Source organism: Candidatus Zixiibacteriota bacterium (genome assembly GCA_040756055.1).
Taxonomy (GTDB): Bacteria; Zixibacteria; MSB-5A5; order GN15; family FEB-12.
Genome location: JBFLZR010000001.1, coordinates 513,020 through 533,568, shown reverse-complemented (window position 1 = coordinate 533,568; position 20,549 = coordinate 513,020). Strand labels below are relative to the sequence as shown.

The window sequence follows — 20,549 nt, the reverse complement described above, 5'->3', positions numbered from 1 at the left end:
AACATTTTTTTTAGGGAAACGAGATTTTTTTCAGCCTGCCAGCAGCCGTCTGAATACATCAGTTGCCGGAGCCGTCGAGAATCGTTCTCGCAATGACCATTCGCTGTATTTCCGAGGTCCCCTCCCCTATCTGAAGGAACCGCTGATCCCGGTAAAGCTTCTCGACCGGGGAGAATTCGCCGATAAAACCATAGCCACCGTGTATCTGCACGGCCCTGTCGACACAAAAATTGGCTGTCTCGGCCGCGAACAGTTTGGCCTGGGCAGCCGCCAGCGAGACCGACTCGCCCCGGTCCTGGAGGTGTGCGGCCCGGTAGGTGAGCAGTCGGGCCGCCTCCAGCCGCGTGGCCATGTCGGCGATCATCCACTGAATGGCCTGAAGTTTGGCAATAGGGGCGCCGAAGGCGTGGCGCTTTTTGGCGTACCGCACCGATTCGTCCAGCGCCCGTCGAGCGACTCCGACGCCCTGGGCGGCAACACTGATCCGGGCGCCGTCGAGCGTAGCCATCGCGATCTTGAATCCATCGTCGAAATTTCCGACCAGATTGACGGCAGGAGTCCGAACTCCGTCCAGAGTCAGATGCGCGGTCGTGCTCGCTCGAATGCCAAGTTTGCGTTCCAGCGCCCTGGCTTTCCATCCCGGTTGTCCGGTGTCGACGACAAAGGCCGATATCTTGCGGTAGCCTTCCACCCGGCAGAACAGGAGGACCACCTCGGCGGCATCACCGCTGGTGACCAGTGTTTTTTCGCCGTAAATAACAAACTCGTCGCCGTCGGTGCGGGCTACTGTCTGAAGGCCGGCAGCATCGGACCCCGCCCCCGGCTCCGACAAAGCAAAGGCACAGACTCGCCTTCCGCTCACGCAATCGGCAACGTACCGGGTCTTCAGGTGGTCGGCCCCCCACCTGAGTAGTGGGTACGTGAACAACCTGCCAATTCCGCACATCACTGCAAAAGCAACGTCGTGATAGCCCAATTCTTCGATGACGGCCGCGAACTCGGTATTGGACTTTCCCTGACCACCGTATTCCACCGGACTGTTAAATCCAATGAACCCCAACTCGCCCATTCGACAATACAATTCGCCGGGGAATTTTGGCTCAACCTCACGGTCCCAGCGGTCCGACACCGGAGTCAATTCGCGTATCGCCCACTCTCGAACCTGTGCTCGTATTTCCTCAAGCTTTTCTTGCCGGTCGTCGAACATAACTTACCCTCCAGAAAAATCGCGCTTGGCCGGGGCAGCCAAATCTTGCCTACCGCCACGCCACCGAGGATCGCATCAATAGATATGCAACCAAATATACCGCCGCCGAGAAGCTCAGCGCAACAGCGAAACCCCAGGTGAAAGCTATCATCAGCACGACGATCGAGCCCAGAACCGAGGCCACCCCGTTGACCGCAAAACCCCAGTCGATCAACTCGCCCACCCGGAGGGTCCCCTTCGGGAACGGCATGCCCATAAAGAAGCCAAGGGGGAATATCAAGGCAGCAGAAATCAATATCCTCGGGAGCATGTTCAGACCAAACGCGGCCTGAAATATAAACTTAAAAACAAAGGCGTCCAGAAGCAGCCAGACGACAATAAAGATGAACACCGTAGAATCTCCGAACCGCTTCGCGAACCGGCTGCCAATCCCCGAGGCTACCAGCAGAGTCAGCAGGATAGTAACAATGCTGTAGAGCGATGGCCCGATAAGCAGGGCGTACTTCTGGATCAGTACTACCTCCACCGCCATAAAGGCTACCCCGATAGCAAAAAAGTAAAGCCACGGAGCCGCCCGGAGCTTGGGGCCCTTTCCAAAATACGGCAGCAGGTTGATGGGAATGACAATCACGACCATCACGCCGAGAATGACCAGCATTATCAGGTTAGAAAGAGGCAGACCGTAGAAATCCCCATACCCCCCCAGTCGCTGCATCTTCTCTCTGTCGAAATTCCGCCACAGACCCATCTGGGCTACGAAGGGTCTGTCGTCGTCTACAGGCGAGATGGCAACCGGGGCCGAGTCAGCAACACTCTCCCAGCCTTCATTGACAATCCGGTTGATCAGGTTATCGCTCAGGGAGTCATTGGCGGGCGGATAGAGCAGATGAATCAGCTCGAATTTTTCAGGCGTCAACTCGCCAAGAGCCTTGTAACGAACCTCTTCTGTCAGGGGCTGTTTTGACAGAAGGATTATCTTCCGACGCGCCTGCGGCAGGTCATAAACGGCAAAGTGTGAGGCGGGGTCCTCCACCCCGACGGCATCCAGAGCATCCATCACCTCCGAAACCAGACGGGGCACGTACACCTGGTGCTCCATCATGAGAAAGCCGCTATCAGTGAGCGACCGCCAGTAGTCCACGAACGCCTCGGTCGTGAAAATGTAGCTTTCAGCCAGAGCAAACGCCCCCGACGCCAGGGCCGCCCAGGAATTAGAACTGAGCGAATAGATGACGTCGAATTTGTCCTCAAACCGGCGCACATAGGCGCGGGCATCCTCAGTGATGACTCTGACACGCGGGTCATGGTAGAGATAACCGGAATACTCCGGCATGGCAACGATCGGTTGAGGGGTGTTTTCGGTGACCGAAGAATCTGTTTCCGGCTCGGCCTGGGCAACCGCCGAGTCCGTTTCGTCCGCGACAGCGGCGCTGTCGGAACCGGTGGAATCAACAGTGGCCGAGTCTTTCTGCGGCGGCAACAGCGGCAGGTAACCGTCCGGATCCCCGTAAACCATCATTCTATTAATGTGGGGATTGACCTCAACCGCGTGGACCTCGGTCGCCCCCTCAGCCAACGCCTGCATTACGTCGCCGCCCCCGCCGGCGCCAAGCGACAGGAAGACACACGAGTCGAACCGCTGTATCAAATATGAGACATTGATGCCCCAATCCGTCTCCCCCGGCTTGACCTGACTCCAGTCGCCATCGAACGGATAAACCGGCGAATTGGCCACGTTGTCGATATTCAGACCCCGATAGTTGCCATCGAAATCATAGACCTTGATCTTGGACATGGCGTCCCAATGCTTGTAAATGACCGGCGCTCGCTCCTGCCGCTCCATCTCGAGCAGACTCTCGGCCGATGGATACAGCCAGACGACCGCTACCGCCACCACAACGGGTAGAGCCTTTGTCCACGTGTTACCTACAATCAGCGAAGCGAGCAGGACGGGCAGGGCGATCAAAAAGGATGCTGCCGGCGTGCCGAAATAATTCATGGCCCAAATGGCGGCCAGCACCCCCACACCGGCTCCCAAAAAGTCCGCCATGTACAGACGGGGCATGTCCTGGTGGTTGCGCTTGAAAAGCATAGCCAGAGCGGACCCGCCGAAGAAAAACGACGACATCAAAATGAGTACGGTCAACACCAACTTGCCCACCATGGCCCAACTGGTGAAAATTAGTGAGAAATCCAGCCCGAGCTTGAACACCAGGATTGGCCCGACCAGCGAGCACAACCCGGCCAGGGCCAGATAGACACCCTGAAAGCTGTCACGGTCGAGGGCTTTGAAAAGGCGCAAGGCCAGAGCCCCCAGTCCCAGGCCAAGAATGGCCAGCGAAAGCACCAGAAAAGCGAAAGTATAAAAGAACTCGGCCGAAAAAATCCTCGTCCAGGCAAGTTCCAACGGAATCAATGTCAAAGAAATAAGAGCGATAACGACATAATTGCGAAGTTTCATCAGATACCTCAATCTACTCGCTGGGTTTGCTGCTTAAACAAATATCCTCTTGATACGCCGAAATTTACCCTGTTGTTGCGCCGAAAAACGCCAATAACCAGAACTATTTTTTTACCTTATATGCTAATAATTTAGCATTATATTCTTGACGGGACTCCGTAAAATTGCTAATTTTTTAGCATAAAAGCTTGAACATTCCGGCGGGCGGGTCCGTCAGGTGGGTAGAAGGAGACGACGATATGGCCAAAAGACTTTTCGACCGGCTGAGTAAACGCGAAAGACAAATAATGGACGTCATTTTTCGCGAAGGCGAGGCCACTGTGGCTCAGGTTCAAAATGCTATCCCGGACCCACCCAGCTATTCATCTGTGCGAGCGCTCTTGGGCGTACTGGAAGACAAAGGCATTGTCAAGCACGCCAAACGCGGGCGCACCTACGTGTACATGCCGACCGTGAGCCGCGACAAGGCGCGACGCTCGGCGCTCACTCATGTAGTGGATACGTTTTTTGATGGTTCGGTGGAATCGGTCGTGGCCGCCCTGGTGCACTCTTCGGCGGCGAAAGTTTCCGATGACGAACTGGAGAGACTCGAAAAACTCATCCGCGAAAAACGGGAGAAAGGATAATCGCTATGAATTGGCTCGAACAGTCCCTATTGCGGCTGGCGGATTATCCTCAGCTTTCGATTTACCTGTTGACATTCCTGGTCAAGGGTAGCCTTGCGCTGCTTCTCTCCGTCCTTACCATAGCCGCGATACGGTCAACCGCACCCGCCAAGCGCAGTCTTGTAATCCGCCTTTCGCTCGCCGCGGTTGTGCTGTTTCCGGTGTTGCCGCTGATTTTCCCCGGGCTCGAGATAAAATTGACCGGGTTCTTGGTTTCGAATCTGCGCGGTACCATTTCATCCATCAGTGTTGATCAAAGTGCGGTTGTAGAAAATTCTGCCGGCGGACTCGCGATGTTACCTTGGGCAGTGTGGCTGACACTATCCTGGCTGGCTGGAGTCATGGCGGTTTCATCGCGAGTCGCGCTCGGCACATTTCTCTCGAGTCGAATTGTCGAAGGAGCCGTGCGGGTAGAAGATGGTCCAATAATGGCCGTGGCAAACCAGCTCAAACACGACCTCGACATAAAACAGACTATCCGTGTCGCAATCTCCGGGGCCACCGACTCACCATTCGTGTTCGGCGTTTTTAGACCTACGGTGATGCTGCCGGTGGCGGCAAATTCCTGGTCCGCCGACAGCCTGAGAATGATTTTTCTTCACGAACTGGCTCACATTAAGCGCATGGACGTCTTTTGGGTGTATGTGAGCTTTCTGGCGGCCGCCCTCTACTGGTTCAATCCGCTGGTTTGGATATTACGCAAAAAATCAACCATAGAATCCGACAAGGTCTGCGATGATTATGTCATCTGCTCGGGAACGGACAAGGTCGCTTATGCCGAACACCTCCTGGGTGTCATACGCGCCCTGAGACGCGACTGTGCTTCGGTTCCGATTGCGGTTGGCATGGCTCGAAAGACCCAGATGGAAGGAAGACTTATGTCAATATTGAGTGACCGTAAACGTATCGCCGGTGTTCGCAGATCCCTGGTGGTCTGGACGACAGTCGTAACGTTGCTGCTTGTGATGCCGCTCGCCATTGTTGAGATCCAAGCGGCAGATCCCGCACAAGAAAAGCAGTCGCAAAAAGAGGCCGACCTGAAGGCAAAACAGATGCAGGCGAAGGCGTCCAATGATGACTCAGTGCACTCCGACGATGCCGTCCTGGCTGAGGTAATGCCCGTTATGATCTATCAGGAGGCGCCGGAATATCCAGAGGATGCAAAGAAAGCGGGTTTAACCGGCTCAGTGTGGGTCAGGGTATTGGTTGACAGCACTGGCGCCGCAAGAGAAGCAATGCTCTCCAAATCGTCGGGCAACGAACAACTCGACAACGCTGCTCTGGCTCCGGCGTACAAGAATAAGTTCAAGCCAGGCCTGAAAGACGGAAAACCGGTAGTGTGCTGGGTGACCTACAAAGTTGTCTTTGCCTTAGACGATGCTGATACAACGAAGGAACACTGAATTATGAGAGGCCGGCCCCCGATTTAACCGGGACCGGCCTTTGTTCGCATCCTACAAAACTCAGCCTTATTGCTCCCCGCCTGCACTCTCAGAGGCTTCAGTCAGAAAAACAATCTGTCCGGAGAGATCCGCCTGTGTCTGAAAGAGCCGCTGAATCAATTCGTAGTTCTGAGCGGACCAGAAAGGGGCAGTGATAGTGAAGATGCGTTGGGCCGACAGGGTGTTACCCACAAGCTGAAACTGAACCGCACATTTTCCCACAGGGTTTTCAAAGAGAGTATCCCTTGGCAGCGCCTCGATTTCGTATCCCTCGGGCAATGTAATCTGCATCGATTCGTTCAACCTGAAAGCGTAATCGAACAACACGGGAGCCGACCGCTGTGGTTCGGTAAAAGGATTGGCGGATTCAGATGCGTACTCGAAGGGCTTCAATATGATGCGGCTGCCCACCTGTGACGCGGCGGGATACTCAACGCGGCAACTGACCCGGAAGGGCTGAGCGATATCTTCAGTCGGTTCGAACTCGACCGAATCGATTTCGGCCTGGGGTACATAACCGGACAATTCCTCCTTGAGCAAATCTCTGAAGTCCGTGCTGTCTTCATCGAGCAATTTCACCCGCATGGATCGCGCATCGTGTCCGGTCAACCGTGCTTTTAAAACACCCGAAACCTCGAGGTCCTCGCCGAAACTCAGTTGATATGCGAGATTGGATACCGTTTTGCTCCAGTCCGAGAAAGGCACCGGCTGAAGATACTCGGTGCTTCCGCAAATGAGAGCATCGACTCCTTCGCAGAACCAGGGCACGATATCCACTGGAGTGCACGGGTGGCCGGGACTGTAGAAACCGAGCGTACCGTCAGCATTTTCAACCGATACCAAACTGCGATTCATTTGCCAGTACTTTGCCTCGGCCACGAACAGATCATTCATCCTGTCTTTAAGGTAGACAATTTTTGCTTTTATGTTCATTTCCCTGAGAATATCACAGAACAGACAATCGATATCAAGTCGGGAGCCATAGCGATACTTGAGAACATCATCTACTGATTTAATCTCTCTCGGCTCTTGCTCCTTGCCCTTTTCATCCAGAAGGTCAAGGTAGGTGAGATTGAGGATACTGTCTTGCACCCAGCGATAGGCCGCGGCGATTTTGGCTTTATCGTCTTCAAGACCCTCCCACCTTCCAACCAACGACTTTACCCGCTTGTTTTTCTCACAGAATTCCGTCAACCCGTCGTTGTTGTCACTGGCCCGCTCCCCCCAATAAGACTGGGGCGGTAAATCCGAACCATAGTAGCAGTATAATTTGGTTTGCTGAGCCGCCTCCGGAATCGAATATGGCAGCTCCTCATAGGGAGGGATATAGCCGATCTCAAAAAAGAGCGTCTCCGGATCCTTGATATTCGGCAACTCCGTAACCTTGGGTTTCGAGTGAGTATTCAGCCACAGATAGTTGGGTGTCACGAATTTCTGAAGGATGTCAGCCTCCCACGCCGTCAGCTTGAGTTCGCCCAGAACCCATCGATATTCCGCCTTCAGCACGGGAATGTCCTTCTGTACTATCCACACCGACAGCGAACTGGGGACTTCGTAGGTAATCGCGTATTCTATGATGCAATCATCGCTGACACCGGGGATCGAGAATGTCGTCTGTTCCAGCTTTTCATCTTTTGTCTTGACCACCCGTTTCTCGAAGACGTTGTCTTCCGTGAGTTCCGTGATCGTACCATCGGGTTGAATGCAACGCGCGTTGACATCCTTGATCTTCTGGCTAAGGTGCATGTACGGCACATCCACATCTGCCCAGCTGCGTCCCGATGGTCCCAGAATGCGGATTCGCCTGTACAACGTTCGGTATAGATCCCCCTTCTGCATCTTGAGATCGTCCGCAAGCACTTTCTCGAAAATCACGACAGCGTCAAAAATCTGGCGTGATGAATCTCTCGTGATCGCCCAGTCTTCGTCGGTGACAGGGTTCCATTGGAACGGTTTCTTCTTCGCCTCCGCCTCACCCACCATCAGAAGGCAGGCGAACAAAAAAAACAGATTTCGCGGCAACTTCATAAGGTATGTCCTCAGTTATTCGTTAGCAGAGCCCGTGCTTCGTACACAGCCCGACGGGATCGATAGAACTCCCGCGCCTTGGCGTAATTCTCAACATCTTCAACCGTGCCATCGTACTCCGCCTGCATCGTCATGCGAAGGCTGTGTCCGTCCGGTTTGAATGAGCAAGTGAAATTGGCGGATTCACAGCATACCGTGTCGCTGGCCGGGAGCTCACTAATCGCGATCCCCTCCGGCAGGTTCCACGTGATATCGGTTTCGTAGGCGCCATAGCGGCCGAACCAAACCGGGTGAATCCGCTCTTTCGCCGACAATTCATTCGGTCCATCGGGATGAAAGAAGTCTACTTTGAGCAGGCCGAACTCGCCCGTATGATTGAGGTAATTGTCAGCCGTAACATGAAATGTGATCCAGGTCGAATCGCCTTCAGAGCCGGTCTGCAGATCGGAAATAAGAGGATTGGACATCGACGCAGACAGGCTTTCCCGCCATTCACGGAGGATATCCTCTGCCGAGGTGTTTGCCCTGTCGTGGCGAACCGTGTGGGCACGGGCTCCGTAGTCCACAACCCGGATATCCGCGGCTATGGAATTATTCTCCATCAGGTTTGCGGTGGCCCGGTATGTCCTCTTGTATGTTTTGGTGTCCAGCGATTTGAGACGAACAAGAGAGGAGTCTTCGCCGGACAAACCCAGAACCTTTTCACCGTGCAACCACGCCGGCAGCCATCCGGGGGGAATTGCTTCATCGGTCGGGTCAAAATACAGCCAGCCGTCCGTGAAGCCCGGCATGCCTCCGGCGGCGTCACCCACTACATCGCCCGGAACCGAAAGTATAACGTGGTCAAATTGAAACGGCGACGGCATCTTGGGGTCGACCCAGGATTTGTGACTGGCCAGAACCGCCCGACTGTCTATATCAACCGCTCGTAAAAGCGCCCTCATGAGGGTCACCTTGTCCTTGCAATCACCATACTTATTGGACCATATCATACCACAGGAACGCGGCTGAAGTCTCCCTTCGCCGATCTCGACACCCACGTATCGGATATTGTCTCTGACATACTTCGCTATGGCGCAGAATCGATCCCACGGATCAGTTGACTGCCCGATTATTTGGCCGGCCTGGGCCACAAGTTCTTCATCAGGCAGTGACGGTTTCTCATACAGATCAGCGCCCCATTGACAGATCGACCGCCAATCCCCGAAATGCCCGACCTCCGCTTTCTGCTGGTCGTAACAGTTGACATATATCGCCCGGTTTACATACTCCCAGGGCGGCATGAGAGGCTCTTCCTTGCGATACGGAAGATCCCGGTAAGTCCAGCTGAGCACGGACCCATCGACCGTATGTTCGATTGAATCCAGGTTTCTGCTGGAAACAGTGTGCTGCCATCCCGACGGAATAGTAACGCTGAAGCGCGTAAAAATCACGGGGAGGTCTCTTTGGAACGTGAATCCCTGATAAAATGACTCCCACTCCCCTTTCTCTTCGACTTTGTATTCATAGGCGACTACATCGCCGGTCCGGGTATCCGGGAACGAGGCGACCAACTGCCGAACATCGTTATAGTAACCGGCGGCACTTCCTACATCGACCTCGACTATATGCTTTTTTTCGAGTTTGTGACACTCGCCCTTTGAATCGACCCGCCAGCCGCTTAGCCCCTTTATCTCCCGGCCCTCTCCGACATTCTCAATAAGAAAGGCTTTTTCTGTACCTGGTTGACTCAAAACCTTCATTGCCAGGTGGACCAGTCGCGAACTGTGTCCCCCGGAGCTTACCTCTACCTCACCCGTCTGATGAAGTATCAGGATGTTGGCATCCTTATCAACCTCGTATCCCTCACCAGCAGCAATTGCATCTTTCAGCCAACCCGGTTGTCCTGCTACGGTTGTCGCACAAAATGAGATACCGAAAGTCAGAGCCATGAGCACAAGTACTTTCCGCCGTCGTCGCGGGTCTTTTCCTCGCATTACGACAGAGCTCAGCGCTCGCCAACGCAGCATATACTTTTTCATTGATTTTAGTTAAACCCCTCTCACCTCTTGGCATTAAATGGTACTACCGAGCACGTAGTATTACACTGTAAAGTGGATAAAAAACCCAAGTTTGTCAAGTGTTTGTGAGTGGACACCAAGACTGCCGTCATGGCGCCGGTGACCCGCAAATGCCCGGAGAAGATGAAGGCGCTGATTAACGACCGATAAGGATGGCACAGCGGAAGACGTCCTTGCCGTAACGGCTCATCCGAAAGAACTCTTCCGTCGAGACCTTCAAGTTGCGGGCCTTCGATGAATCTCCGCCATAAGACTCAACATCGGGATCGTGAATGTAAAAACCGTCTTTGTCAAAACCGGTGACTACCACCCAGTGCGGCGCGCGATCGCCGGTTAGACGATAGGTCGAGATCAGCATGATCGGCACCATGCCGCGATAGATGGCGCTGGTGATATCATCGAGAGCGAAATCATACTGGGCCACAGCGGCCCCGGCATTCACGGCGGATTCCTTGATATCTTCGTGCACGATGCGTATTATCTCGCGCTTTTTCGGGATCCGCACCGACTTCAGAAACGGCGGTTTTTCTGTCGACACCAACACCCGCGCCCACAGACCACGCTTCACCGCGGAAAGGGCTAACCCGTATGGACCGGTCCCGCCAATTCCGGAAGTCATGAAAATGAGCGTTGCTTCTTTCCACAGGTTCAACTCCAGCGTCCGGCTTAGAGGAATATCCGGCCTGAGATGATGCATCGCCATCATCAAAGATGCCGGACCGCATGTGAAGTCAAGGCCCTGCGCGAAATACGGAACTTTAAGACGCACCTGACTGGTAGCGGGCCGCGGCAGAGGTTTGACCATTTTTAAACCGGCGCTGCCATCCTCGTAGTAGTCGCGAAGCGTCTCGATAGCGCGGTATCCCCGGTTCTCATAGAATTTGATAGCGTTATGATTATCCACCCGGACCTCAAGCGAAATTCGGTCGCAATAGCGTCGGGTCGCCTCAAGCTCACACTCCGCCAGCAGCTTTGCTCCGAAGCCCCTGCCCTGATAAGCAGGGTCGGTCACTATATTGTAAAGACGGCCAACACCGAGCGCCCGGCGCCAGAGCATGTAGGCTCCGCCAACAACCTTTCCATCGAATTCAAGCACGAATACAATCGCGTGCGCCCGCGTCAGAAGATACTCGATTTGCTCTTCGGTAAATCTGTCAGTGGCAAACCCTGTCCGCTCCAGACTCACCAGAGCATCGAGGTCGTGCTGCGAGGCAATGCGTATTTTTTCACAGGTAACGGTGGTCACTCTTTCCCTCGCATGAGAAATCTCACCAGCTTCTCATAAAGCTCACCGGCCTTGTGGTCTTCATCGCCGGCGATAATAGTTGGATTGTCGTTGACCTCTATAACAATAAAGTCGCCGTTGACTTCCTTGAGGTCCACACCATACAATCCCTTGCCGATCGAAGCGGCTGCCTCCAGCGCCCGTTTCAAAAGAAGCGGGTTTACCTCGGAAAGAAGCATACTCCTGACCGGACCATGCAGCGTTCGGCCGTCGGGGGTGTAAGTGAGAATTTTCCAGCGCTTTTTCGGAATCGTGTATTGACATACGTAGAGGGGTTCTCCCCCCAGCACGCCCACCCGCCAATCGAACTTGGAACTTACAAAACGCTGAGCCACGATTCTGTCCGCCCTTCTGAAAAAACGCTTACCGATGCTGACAAACTCGCGCGGTGTGGTGGCCCGATCAACATACATCGAGAAACTACTGTGGGGCGCTTTCAAAACCAGCGGCGAGCCCAACTCCGCAAGCAACCGCTCACCGACAGCCTCGGTCAACTCCGATTCCGCCAGAAAACGTGTGTCCGGCATGGGCACGTTGGCGGCTATCAGATGGCGATACATATTCACTTTATCACAGCAGATTCTGATCGAATCGGAATCGTCAATCACGCGGACCCCATGCATCTCCGCCGTCCGCGAGGCAACATACGCCGAATTGAGCGGATCGGTGAGAGCGCGAATGAGTATGGCGTCATACTCAGGTATCTTGTACATATCGGGACGAAAGAGAAAGTCGGCCCGATGACCAAGCTTGCGCGCCACCTGCGCCAACCGCATAACAGCGTTCATCTCGTCGGCGCTCGAAATCGTATAGCGCTCCACGTAGATACCTAAGCGTCCCATCTGATACGCTCCTGAAGATATTTTATTTCTCTGGCGCCAAGCTTATCGAACGGAAAGGGGGAAATATCACTGAGAAACATCTTTCCATCAGCCAGCTGAACCACTCTCACCCGCGCCAGCGGAATCCTGAACACCTCCCAAATCTGACGGGAAAGATCACGGTAACGACTCGAAGCGCACCATCCAAGCACCGAGCGGAAATATTTGACCTCGCTGTCGGCCGGAAGTTCCTGGCAGCATATCGCATAAGTGAAATTGCGCGTCATGGACTTCGCGATAGATTTCTCACGTCCCGGTTTTAAAACGACGCGACTCTTACTCATGAACGGATTGATCGGATCGATTATCACCGGAGGTTCGAAATATCCGTTGCTGATATAGAATTCCGGCGTGAGTAAACCGTGAAGCCTCGATTTCTCCAGAAATAAGGGCGGCACGTATGCGTCGAGAGCCTCCTTGCAGGTCGGATGGACCTCGCGACCGAGATCCTCCAGATCCTGAGAGACATAGTAGGCCGACTCGAGATAGTCGTAATCGCCGGCAAGGTTCACCAGACAACCGGCGTCATCACACCATGCCGTGTAAAGATGACGTCTGGCCGTATCAAAGAATGCCTTATGCTCTTTCATCTTGTCTCCCCAGAAATATTGGACTGAGAGAATTCATAACAGGAATTTTACCCGCAGTCAATATTCCAGGCGGGCAGCAAGTAACTCAGTCCAAGGCAGGCCGTCAATTGAAAATAATCGAAAAAACTATTATCGCCTCGCCCAAAGAAGCTGACCGCAAACACGCCGGTCGCTACCCCATTCACATACAACGAGTTAGCCCTTAAGGCTAGCCCTGGAATTCGATGGCATACACCGGATAAACCGAATCCTGAACTGACGACGGGGCGCAGCGATGGCCGTAACGCTATAGCAATCAATCGCTTCAAAAAATGTGCGAATTTTTTCGCTTTCTGCGAAACTTTTCGCACCACGGGGCAGTATACTGAACCAGAAACGATAAAACCGAAACGAAGGGATACTGCTTATGGCTGAAAAACAGCAGCAACTCTCCAGGCGTGAACGACAGATAATGGATGTTATTTATAAACTCGGCGAGGCGAACGCCGCCGAGGTTGCCGAGAATCTTCCCGAACCACCCGGTTACTCCACTGTCCGCAAACTGCTCAGCATCCTCGAAGAAAAAGGATTTCTCAGGCATATTGAACAAGACCGGCGGTATGTTTATCTGCCAACCCAATCCAAACAGCAGCGAAGTCGTACGGCCTTGAAACATCTAATGGAGACTTTCTTTGAAAATTCCGCCGAAAGTGTGGTCAGCGCTCTCATGGATATTTCAGGTGAGAGAATGTCCGAAGAGCAACTCAAGAAATTGACCGCCCTGATAGAGCAGAAAAGAAAGGAACGCAAGTAGCATGAATCCCTTTTCACAAATCGCCGCGGGCGATGGGATCGGTTTTGTTCTCTTCTGTACCGCAAAAGTGTCGCTGATCCTTCTGCTTGTTTTCGGGCTTTATATCCTCGCCAGAAAGAAGTCGGCATCGATGCGTCACTTCATTCTCACAGTAGGGCTTGTCGCGACAATCGCCGTTCCAATGCTTGCGCTCACATCTTTTCGCTGGGAGATTCTCTCCTTGGGCAGCGCGTCCGACACACATGCTACTGAAAAAGTCTTGTCTACAGAGGTTTCAGCAGTCACACCCTCCGCCAAATTCGGTATCACGCCTGCCCCTGTGACACCGGCTTCGCAGCATGCATCCCGATCCGGTGCAGATTGGACGATACCTGTCTTATCCTTAGCGTACCTCATTGGTTGTACGTTCGTTATGCTGCGATTGCTCGGCGGTTTTATGTACTCGCGACGGTATCTCCGGTCAGCCGAGCCGGCGTACCCGACTCACCCGCGCCTAGTTCGCCTCGGCCAAAATGCCGCCCGGCAAATCGAGCTGCACCGCAAGGTCGAACTGATGTTGTCGGACAAGGTCAAAATACCTTTCGCATGCGGACTCTTTCGGCCCGCTGTCGTACTTCCATCGGGAGCTGCCGCATGGTCGGATGATCGCCTGATGGCCGTCTTGCTGCACGAGCTCTCTCACGTCCGGCGATACGATAATGTCCTTTCGCTCTTGAGTCAGCTTGCCCTGGCCTGGCAGTGGTTCAATCCGCTCGTGTGGATGTTGGTCGGAAAGCTCAACAGAGAGCGCGAAATCGTGTGCGATGACATCGTTCTCGCGGCCGGCGTGAACGACACCGATTACGCCCATCATCTCGTGCAGATAAACAGTATGTTAACACCCGAAACGCGATTGGCGGCTTCAGCCATGGCCTTCAGTCGCACAAGTAAAATGGAAGGGAGAATCATGAGTATCCTCGATAGAACCAGAGACCGGCGAACTGTGGCGGCAGGAAAGATGTTTCTCATTGGCTTGCTGTTTGCCGTGACCACCGCTCCTCTGGCCAGCCTCGCGCAAAAACCCCAAGGTACGGTGCTCGAAGGAGTATCGGAGTCAGAACAGGAAGAGATTGTCAACACATTGATGGAATTCTACGACGCGCTCAATGCGGGTGGGGATTTTGGGATTATCCGCGAGCAGTTTCTGAGCCGTGACTACTTTGACCGTCCCGAACTGACCGTTGAGAATCTCATGCCCGGTGAGTTTAAAAGTGTAGTTGACCACATGTTATCCGTGCTCGATGCCAGAAGGACCGGGTTTCGGCAGATTTCAAATGTGGCCGTAAAATCCATCTTAAACGAAGGCGGGAGATATATTCTTACTTTGCGAACAAGCGTTGGCTCAGGTGATCCAGAGAGGCAAATCGGTTACGTCGTTAAAGACCTAGAACACCGGATAGAGATAGTAAGAGAGGACGGGCGATTCAAGGTATCGCGCTACGACGACGGCATTTCTGTCATGCGCATGGACATCGACAACCCTTATGGTCCGATCCTGGTAATCTGGATCAAGATGGTTGATAAATCGTCCACTCCCCTGGCTCCCTGGGTCTCGAAAGTAATACCAGCCAGCCTGGGTATTGAGGACGCCGTCAACATGCAGTTCAGCCTTGAGGAAAACTAACATGAAACTATGGTTTGCCACAGCGCTGGTGGTTGCCTGCCTGCTTGCACACACAACTCATATCCTGAGCGCAGAGATTCACGATGCTATAAAGTCGGGGGACATATCAAAGGTACGGGAAGTCCTTGAACAGGATATATCTCAGGCCAACGCACCCGGCCCTACTGGCGGCCTGCCGCTTCATTCTGCCTGCTACAGCGGTCAAGCAGAGATTGTGGCGCTGCTTTTGAACGCGGGAGCAGACGTCAACAGACCCGATCAACGCGGATTCGCCCCTCTCCAGTGGGCCATCCACGGTTGCCATGGTGATATTGTCGGATTGCTGCTTGAACACGGCGCCGAAACACAACTGAACCACCCCGTGTTCGGCAAGCCCGTCGATCAGGCCTTTCAGCGAGAGTGCCAGCGGAATTCGCCGCCGGTAATAACGAGTCTTCTGATTTCACACGGGGTGCCTTTCGATCCCAATGAGGTCGATTCTCGAGGGATGCCGCGGCTTTTCTGGACCGCCATATTCGGTAATACCGAAATGGCGCGGTTCTTAATCGAACGCGGAGCCATCGTGGATATTGTCCGTGAACACGACGGACGCACGCCGCTGGCCGAGGCCGTCTCCCGCGGACACTCCGACATAGCCGCGTTATTTTTGAACAACTATGCCGATCCCAACTCAATAGACAAAGAGGGAGACTCTCCTCTCTGTCTGGCGGTTAAGTCGGGGCTGGCTGAAAATGTGAGAATGCTTCTCTCGGCAGGAGCCAACCCCGCGTTTGTCGAAAAACTCTACGGAAGAAACCTTCTGCATCTGGCTGCTATCCGCGGATATTTCAAGATTTCCGCGATACTGGTCGAAGCGGGATGTTCTGTTGGTGAAGAAGACGAATACGGCCAAACACCCCTGTGCTATGCTGCAAGGTATGGACACCAAACGCTCGCGAATTACTTCGTCGAACAAGGCGCGAAGCCGACTACGGATATGCAGGAGAACTACGGGAAGCCCGAATTGCTTTCAAAGGCACTGACTAATGGTGAAGCAGCGATATGGTATCTGAATAATCGCGGCTGGGCAGTAAAAACTCAGAATCACATGCTGATTTTCGATTACGAGCAGTATCGACAGATTCTTCCGGCAGAACCATCGTTAACCAACGGATTCGTTACACTGTCGGAACTCTCCGAGCAGAACGTATGTGGTATATATACATGCTACCACGGCGAGCCGGGCGAACTTGAACTGATACACACTCTCGAGGACTCACTGGAAAGTGCAATTTATATTCACAATGCCGATGATCCGTGGCGAGGCTGCACCAACACGGTCTATTTGAAACCCAATGAGTCTTTTGACAATGATGACATATTCGTAAAGGCTGTCAGACCCACCAGCGAGGACTACATGCCGACCAACGCGTATCTGTGTACTGTGGACGGTTTGGCAATCTACTACGCGGGCGATACCTCAGACGATCTCGCCTTGTTTCGCAGCTGTCTCGACACGCTGGCGGAATATACTGATATGGTCGATATCGCTTTTCTTCCTGTTCCGGAGCCCGGGGAGGAGGAAAACTCCGATCTGAAACTGTTTCTTGAGAGATTCACTCCCAGGGCAATCTGTCTGATGGATCCGAACCGCCGGAACCACCTCCTTCCAGATGTGGCCAGAAACATAGCCGGCTGGGGAGTCACCGCGAGGGTTTTCTGCGCCGAAAATCCCGGCGACAACTTCCTCTCACAGCCCAGCCCTTACTGAATTGCGCCGGGGAGCCAAGATTCTCCCCGACTTGAAACCCTGCCAGCCTGGTTTCGTAATAATCATTGTTAAATCCCACCGGTTTGTGCATAATCGGATACTATCAAAATAACGCAGGAGGTATGCGTGAAACCGCAAGATGCTTATACTGAACTCAAGAAACGGATGAAAGAAATCGCCACCATCAGCTCCACCGCCGGAGTACTCCACTGGGATCAGGAATCATATATGCCGAAAAAGGCCGATGACCACCGCGCCGAACAGCTGGCGCAACTCGACCGGCTGAGCCACGAATGGTTCACCGATCCCAAAATCGGTGATTTGATTTCTGCGGTCGAAACCTCGAATCTGGTCAAAGACCCTGAATCCGAAGCGGCTGTTAATGTTCGCGAGTGGCGTCGTCTGTACGACAGGGAGACAAAACTCCCGGTCGAATTTGTCGAAGAATTCTCGCGGGCGACATCGAAAGGCATCGGCATCTGGGCCGAGGCCCGCAAGAGATCCGACTTCGCCTCTTTCCGGCCCCAACTGGAGAAAATCGTAGAGCTGTGTCGCCGCAAAGCCGACCTCATTGGTTACAAGACCGAAATCTACGACGCCCTCCTTGACGAATTTGAGCCCGGCGCTAAGTCAGCCGATGTTGAAACGGCGTTCGCGGGCCTCAGGACCGATCTGGTGGAATTGATCGCCAAAATCAAAGACGCGCCGCGCAAACCGGATATCGGCATTGTCAAACGCCCCTACGATGTTTCCAAGCAAAGAGTGTTTGCCGAAATTCTCGCGGCCGCGATCGGCTACGATTTCAACGCCGGCCGTATCGATGAAACCGTGCACCCGTGCTGCAACGGCTTGGGACCGAATGATACCCGGATCCTCATGCGTTATTATCCCAACGATGTCAGCGAAGGTATCACCGGCACTACCCACGAGGCCGGCCATGCCCTCTATGAGATGAGCCATTCGGATAGAACTCACTGGGGAACACCCATGGCTGAGACACCATCGCTTGCCATCCATGAATCCCAATCGCGCACCTGGGAAAATATCGTGGGACGATCCCGCGAGTTCTGGAGCTACTTTTTCCCGCAACTTCAACGTGTCTTCCACGACGAACTCCACGGCGTCAGCCTCGATCAATTCTACGGCGCTATGAACTGGGTGTCGCCATCTTATATTCGCGTCGAGGCCGACGAAGCTACATACAACCTCCACATTATGCTCCGCTTCGAACTTGAGCGGGCCATCATCAAGGGCGAGCTTAAGGTTGCCGACATCCCCGGTGAATGGAACAAGCGATTCAAGGAGTATTTTGGTATCGATGTTGACAAGGATTCCAACGGTTGCCTTCAGGATGTGCACTGGGCGCATGGCGCTCTGGGATATTTCCCGACTTATGCCCTTGGTAATCTGTACGCCGCGCAATTCTGGATGCAGGCAAAGAAAGACCTGCCGGGCATTATGGAAGATTTCGCCAGAGGCGAATTCTCAAGACTGCTTCAGTGGCTGAGCAAAAACATTCATCAACAGGGATTCAAGTATTATTCGAACGACTTGTGTAAGAAGGTGACCGGTCAGCCGCTTTCGCACAAGCCGCTGCTGGATTATCTGTACGAGAAGTACGAAGGCATCTACGGCATCAGCCGGTAGAGCTTTGAAGGGAGGGTGCTTGTGTCGAGATTCATCAAAGCACTGATTGTAGCTGGCTCTGCGATTTTCATGTCAGGCTGCGGCACGGCTCACTACTTTATACCGCCGCAGCCGATGGAGACAAGCGAGTGGCAAATATCAGTTGTGTGGCACTTCGACTTCGCACAGATCCAAACGCCACGCTCCCTCATATTCCCCGATCTTAATTATTGGGTAGGACTCGGCAAGAAGACAAACCTGGGGTTTGGAAGTAATTTCATCTGGCCGAGCCACCTGTCTTTCGCTCGCTATACTTACAGTGAGCCGGACAGGTACTGGATTGCCTACGCGCATACACAGCCGCTGAGTCCTAATACCAATCCTCGTCTTGAGGTTGGGGGCGCATACGTCTTCGGAAATTCCGCTACCCGGCAGACTCTCTCGATTGGTCTGGGATTTGGATCGGAATTAGTCTATGTCTGGCCCTCATTGCCACGGTCTCCGGGGTCTGTAGAAGTAAAGAGAAGCAGGTGGCCGATTCTCTCTTTCAGATATGTTGCTTCCGGAACTGATGCCGGAATTTCGTGGGCACATTATCATGGGCTGACTAAAAGACTGGTTCAGAGTTCGCTTCACAATATCCCCGTTAGACCGGACACGCTCTTGGCGGTTTCCGATGTTGATTCGCTGAGTCTTGAGACACTTGACAAGAACGAGTCGAGGTCGATTCGACTAACGATCTGGACGACCACCCAAGGCGAGTTGACGTGGAGTTCGCCCAGAAGATGCCCCGATTGTTTCCATGAACCGGAGTACGAGTTTCTTCGATGGGCTGGTGAGCACTATACCGCCCTTTATCTCAGCGACTGGCCGGATTGCCCCGACTCTCTCCGTAACACTTCCTGGCGTACACTCCCAATCGGATGGTTCCTTGCCGACCTGAAGCAACTTCAGGAGGCAGAGGAAAGCGGACAGCCGATCACCATTGTCCGTTATCCAGAGGGCTTTATCGAAAAGGTGAATGATATCAACTGGCTCAAGAATGACCACGCTATCGGAATAGCCGTATTCGGCTATCCGAAATAGCTATCCGCGATAAGGACAACCCATCAGAACCGCTTCGTGTAGATATGACAGTACGGCTGCTTGCCGGTCTTGTCATAGTAATCCTGATGATAGTCCTCCGCCGCCCAGAACTTATCGGCCCTGATCACCTCCGTGGCAACATCGTACCCCTTCCCCCTTAGTATCGTAACAAGACTGTCCGCGGTTTTCTTCTGGGCGTCATCAACATAGAAGACAGCCGAACGGTACTGAGTGCCAACATCGGGCCCCTGACGGTTCTTCTGGGTCGGGTCGTGAATCTCGAAAAACAAACGCGCCAGCGTGGCGTAATCTACCTTTGCGGGATCATATTCAACCTCAACCGTCTCCGCATGTCCGGTGGTTCCGGTACAGACCTGTTCATAGGTGGGGTTGGATGTATGCCCGCCCATATATCCGGAGCGCACCGAAATCACGCCATCGGGATCCTCGAGCAAATGCTCGACTCCCCAAAAACATCCACCTGCAAAATACGCCTTCTCCGTCGCGACCTTCCTTTGTGAAGAAGCCGGAATAAAGTCCATTGAGATAGAATTGACACAGTACCGGGTGTTCTTATCTGTGAGACGTTCACCCACGAACACATGCCCCAGATGACCGCCGCAGTTGGCGCAGGTTATCTCCATCCGGACACCATCGGCGTCGAGCGTGCGCCTAACCGCGCCTTCTATGGCGTCATCGAAACTCGGCCAGCCACAGCCGGAATCGAATTTGTAGGTTGAGGCAAACAATTGAGCTCCGCACTGCTTACAGACATATGTGCCCTGCTTATCGAATTTATCGAATTTGCCCGTGAAGGGCATCTCGGTCCCCTTGTGTATGATGACACGCTCCTCTTCGGGCGTCAATTTTTTGTATTTCATAGATGGCTCCGACTTCTTTTGGGATTGGCTCTCCTGCGATGTGGAGGTAAGCGCGATGAATCCGATTGCGATGACTATTACCAGCCCTCCCCACACCATCAATCGGACTAATGAATTCTTGGTTGATAGCA

15 protein-coding genes are annotated in these 20,549 nt (G+C 53.5%); 7 read left to right on the top strand and 8 right to left on the bottom strand.

The annotated features are described in order from the left end of the window. Window positions 1-58: 58 nt before the first annotated feature. Window positions 59-1,207: an acyl-CoA dehydrogenase family protein gene (locus tag AB1483_02335; GenBank protein ID MEW6411292.1), complete on the bottom strand. Its 1,149-nt coding sequence runs from the start codon at window positions 1,205-1,207 to the stop codon at window positions 59-61. 49 nt (window positions 1,208-1,256) lie between these two features. Next, window positions 1,257-3,668, bottom strand: coding sequence for a hypothetical protein (locus AB1483_02330; GenBank protein ID MEW6411291.1), 2,412 nt, complete (start codon window positions 3,666-3,668; stop codon window positions 1,257-1,259). A 239-nt stretch (window positions 3,669-3,907) separates the two neighbouring features. Between AB1483_02330 and AB1483_02325 the strand changes: the two genes are divergently transcribed. Further along, window positions 3,908-4,294 carry a BlaI/MecI/CopY family transcriptional regulator gene (locus AB1483_02325; GenBank protein ID MEW6411290.1) on the top strand — a complete coding sequence of 129 codons (387 nt, stop codon included), beginning with the start codon at window positions 3,908-3,910 and terminating at the stop codon, window positions 4,292-4,294. Between the two features lie 5 nt (window positions 4,295-4,299). Beyond that, window positions 4,300-5,736 carry a M56 family metallopeptidase gene (locus tag AB1483_02320; protein ID MEW6411289.1) on the top strand — a complete coding sequence of 479 codons (1,437 nt, stop codon included), beginning with the start codon at window positions 4,300-4,302 and terminating at the stop codon, window positions 5,734-5,736. 66 nt (window positions 5,737-5,802) lie between these two features. Here the strand turns inward: AB1483_02320 and AB1483_02315 are convergent, their stop codons facing one another. From AB1483_02315 to AB1483_02295, 5 genes are all read right to left on the bottom strand, one after another. Beyond that, window positions 5,803-7,803, bottom strand: coding sequence for a DUF3857 domain-containing protein (locus tag AB1483_02315; protein MEW6411288.1), 2,001 nt, complete (start codon window positions 7,801-7,803; stop codon window positions 5,803-5,805). Window positions 7,804-7,814: 11 nt separating this feature from the next. Beyond that, the gene (locus tag AB1483_02310) at window positions 7,815-9,824 is read right to left on the bottom strand and encodes a DUF3857 domain-containing protein (GenBank protein MEW6411287.1); all 2,010 of its coding nucleotides are present in this window, start codon (window positions 9,822-9,824) and stop codon (window positions 7,815-7,817) included. 175 nt (window positions 9,825-9,999) lie between these two features. After that, window positions 10,000-11,109: a peptidase C39 family protein gene (locus AB1483_02305; GenBank protein ID MEW6411286.1), complete on the bottom strand. Its 1,110-nt coding sequence runs from the start codon at window positions 11,107-11,109 to the stop codon at window positions 10,000-10,002. Then, the gene (locus tag AB1483_02300; GenBank protein MEW6411285.1) at window positions 11,106-11,990 is read right to left on the bottom strand and encodes a RimK family alpha-L-glutamate ligase; all 885 of its coding nucleotides are present in this window, start codon (window positions 11,988-11,990) and stop codon (window positions 11,106-11,108) included. The genes AB1483_02305 and AB1483_02300 overlap by 4 nt, the downstream gene beginning before the upstream one ends. After that, window positions 11,978-12,619 (bottom strand): RimK-like ATPgrasp N-terminal domain-containing protein, encoded by a 642-nt coding sequence (locus AB1483_02295; protein MEW6411284.1) that lies wholly within the window; start codon window positions 12,617-12,619, stop codon window positions 11,978-11,980. The genes AB1483_02300 and AB1483_02295 overlap by 13 nt, the downstream gene beginning before the upstream one ends. A 406-nt stretch (window positions 12,620-13,025) precedes the next feature. Between AB1483_02295 and AB1483_02290 the strand changes: the two genes are divergently transcribed. From AB1483_02290 to AB1483_02270, 5 genes are all read left to right on the top strand, one after another. Next, the gene (locus tag AB1483_02290) at window positions 13,026-13,412 is read left to right on the top strand and encodes a BlaI/MecI/CopY family transcriptional regulator (GenBank protein MEW6411283.1); all 387 of its coding nucleotides are present in this window, start codon (window positions 13,026-13,028) and stop codon (window positions 13,410-13,412) included. Between the two features lies 1 nt (window position 13,413). Further along, a complete protein-coding gene (locus AB1483_02285) occupies window positions 13,414-15,075 on the top strand; it encodes a M56 family metallopeptidase (protein MEW6411282.1) in 1,662 nt (553 codons plus the stop codon). A 1-nt stretch (window position 15,076) separates the two neighbouring features. Beyond that, on the top strand, window positions 15,077-16,825 hold the full coding sequence (locus AB1483_02280; GenBank protein ID MEW6411281.1) for an ankyrin repeat domain-containing protein: 1,749 nt from the start codon (window positions 15,077-15,079) through the stop codon (window positions 16,823-16,825). 126 nt (window positions 16,826-16,951) lie between these two features. Beyond that, on the top strand, window positions 16,952-18,472 hold the full coding sequence (locus tag AB1483_02275; GenBank protein MEW6411280.1) for a carboxypeptidase M32: 1,521 nt from the start codon (window positions 16,952-16,954) through the stop codon (window positions 18,470-18,472). A 21-nt stretch (window positions 18,473-18,493) separates the two neighbouring features. Beyond that, window positions 18,494-19,537 carry a hypothetical protein gene (locus AB1483_02270; protein MEW6411279.1) on the top strand — a complete coding sequence of 348 codons (1,044 nt, stop codon included), beginning with the start codon at window positions 18,494-18,496 and terminating at the stop codon, window positions 19,535-19,537. A 23-nt stretch (window positions 19,538-19,560) separates the two neighbouring features. Here the strand turns inward: AB1483_02270 and AB1483_02265 are convergent, their stop codons facing one another. Further along, window positions 19,561-20,418: a bifunctional methionine sulfoxide reductase B/A protein gene (locus AB1483_02265; protein ID MEW6411278.1), complete on the bottom strand. Its 858-nt coding sequence runs from the start codon at window positions 20,416-20,418 to the stop codon at window positions 19,561-19,563. Window positions 20,419-20,549 lie beyond the last annotated feature (131 nt).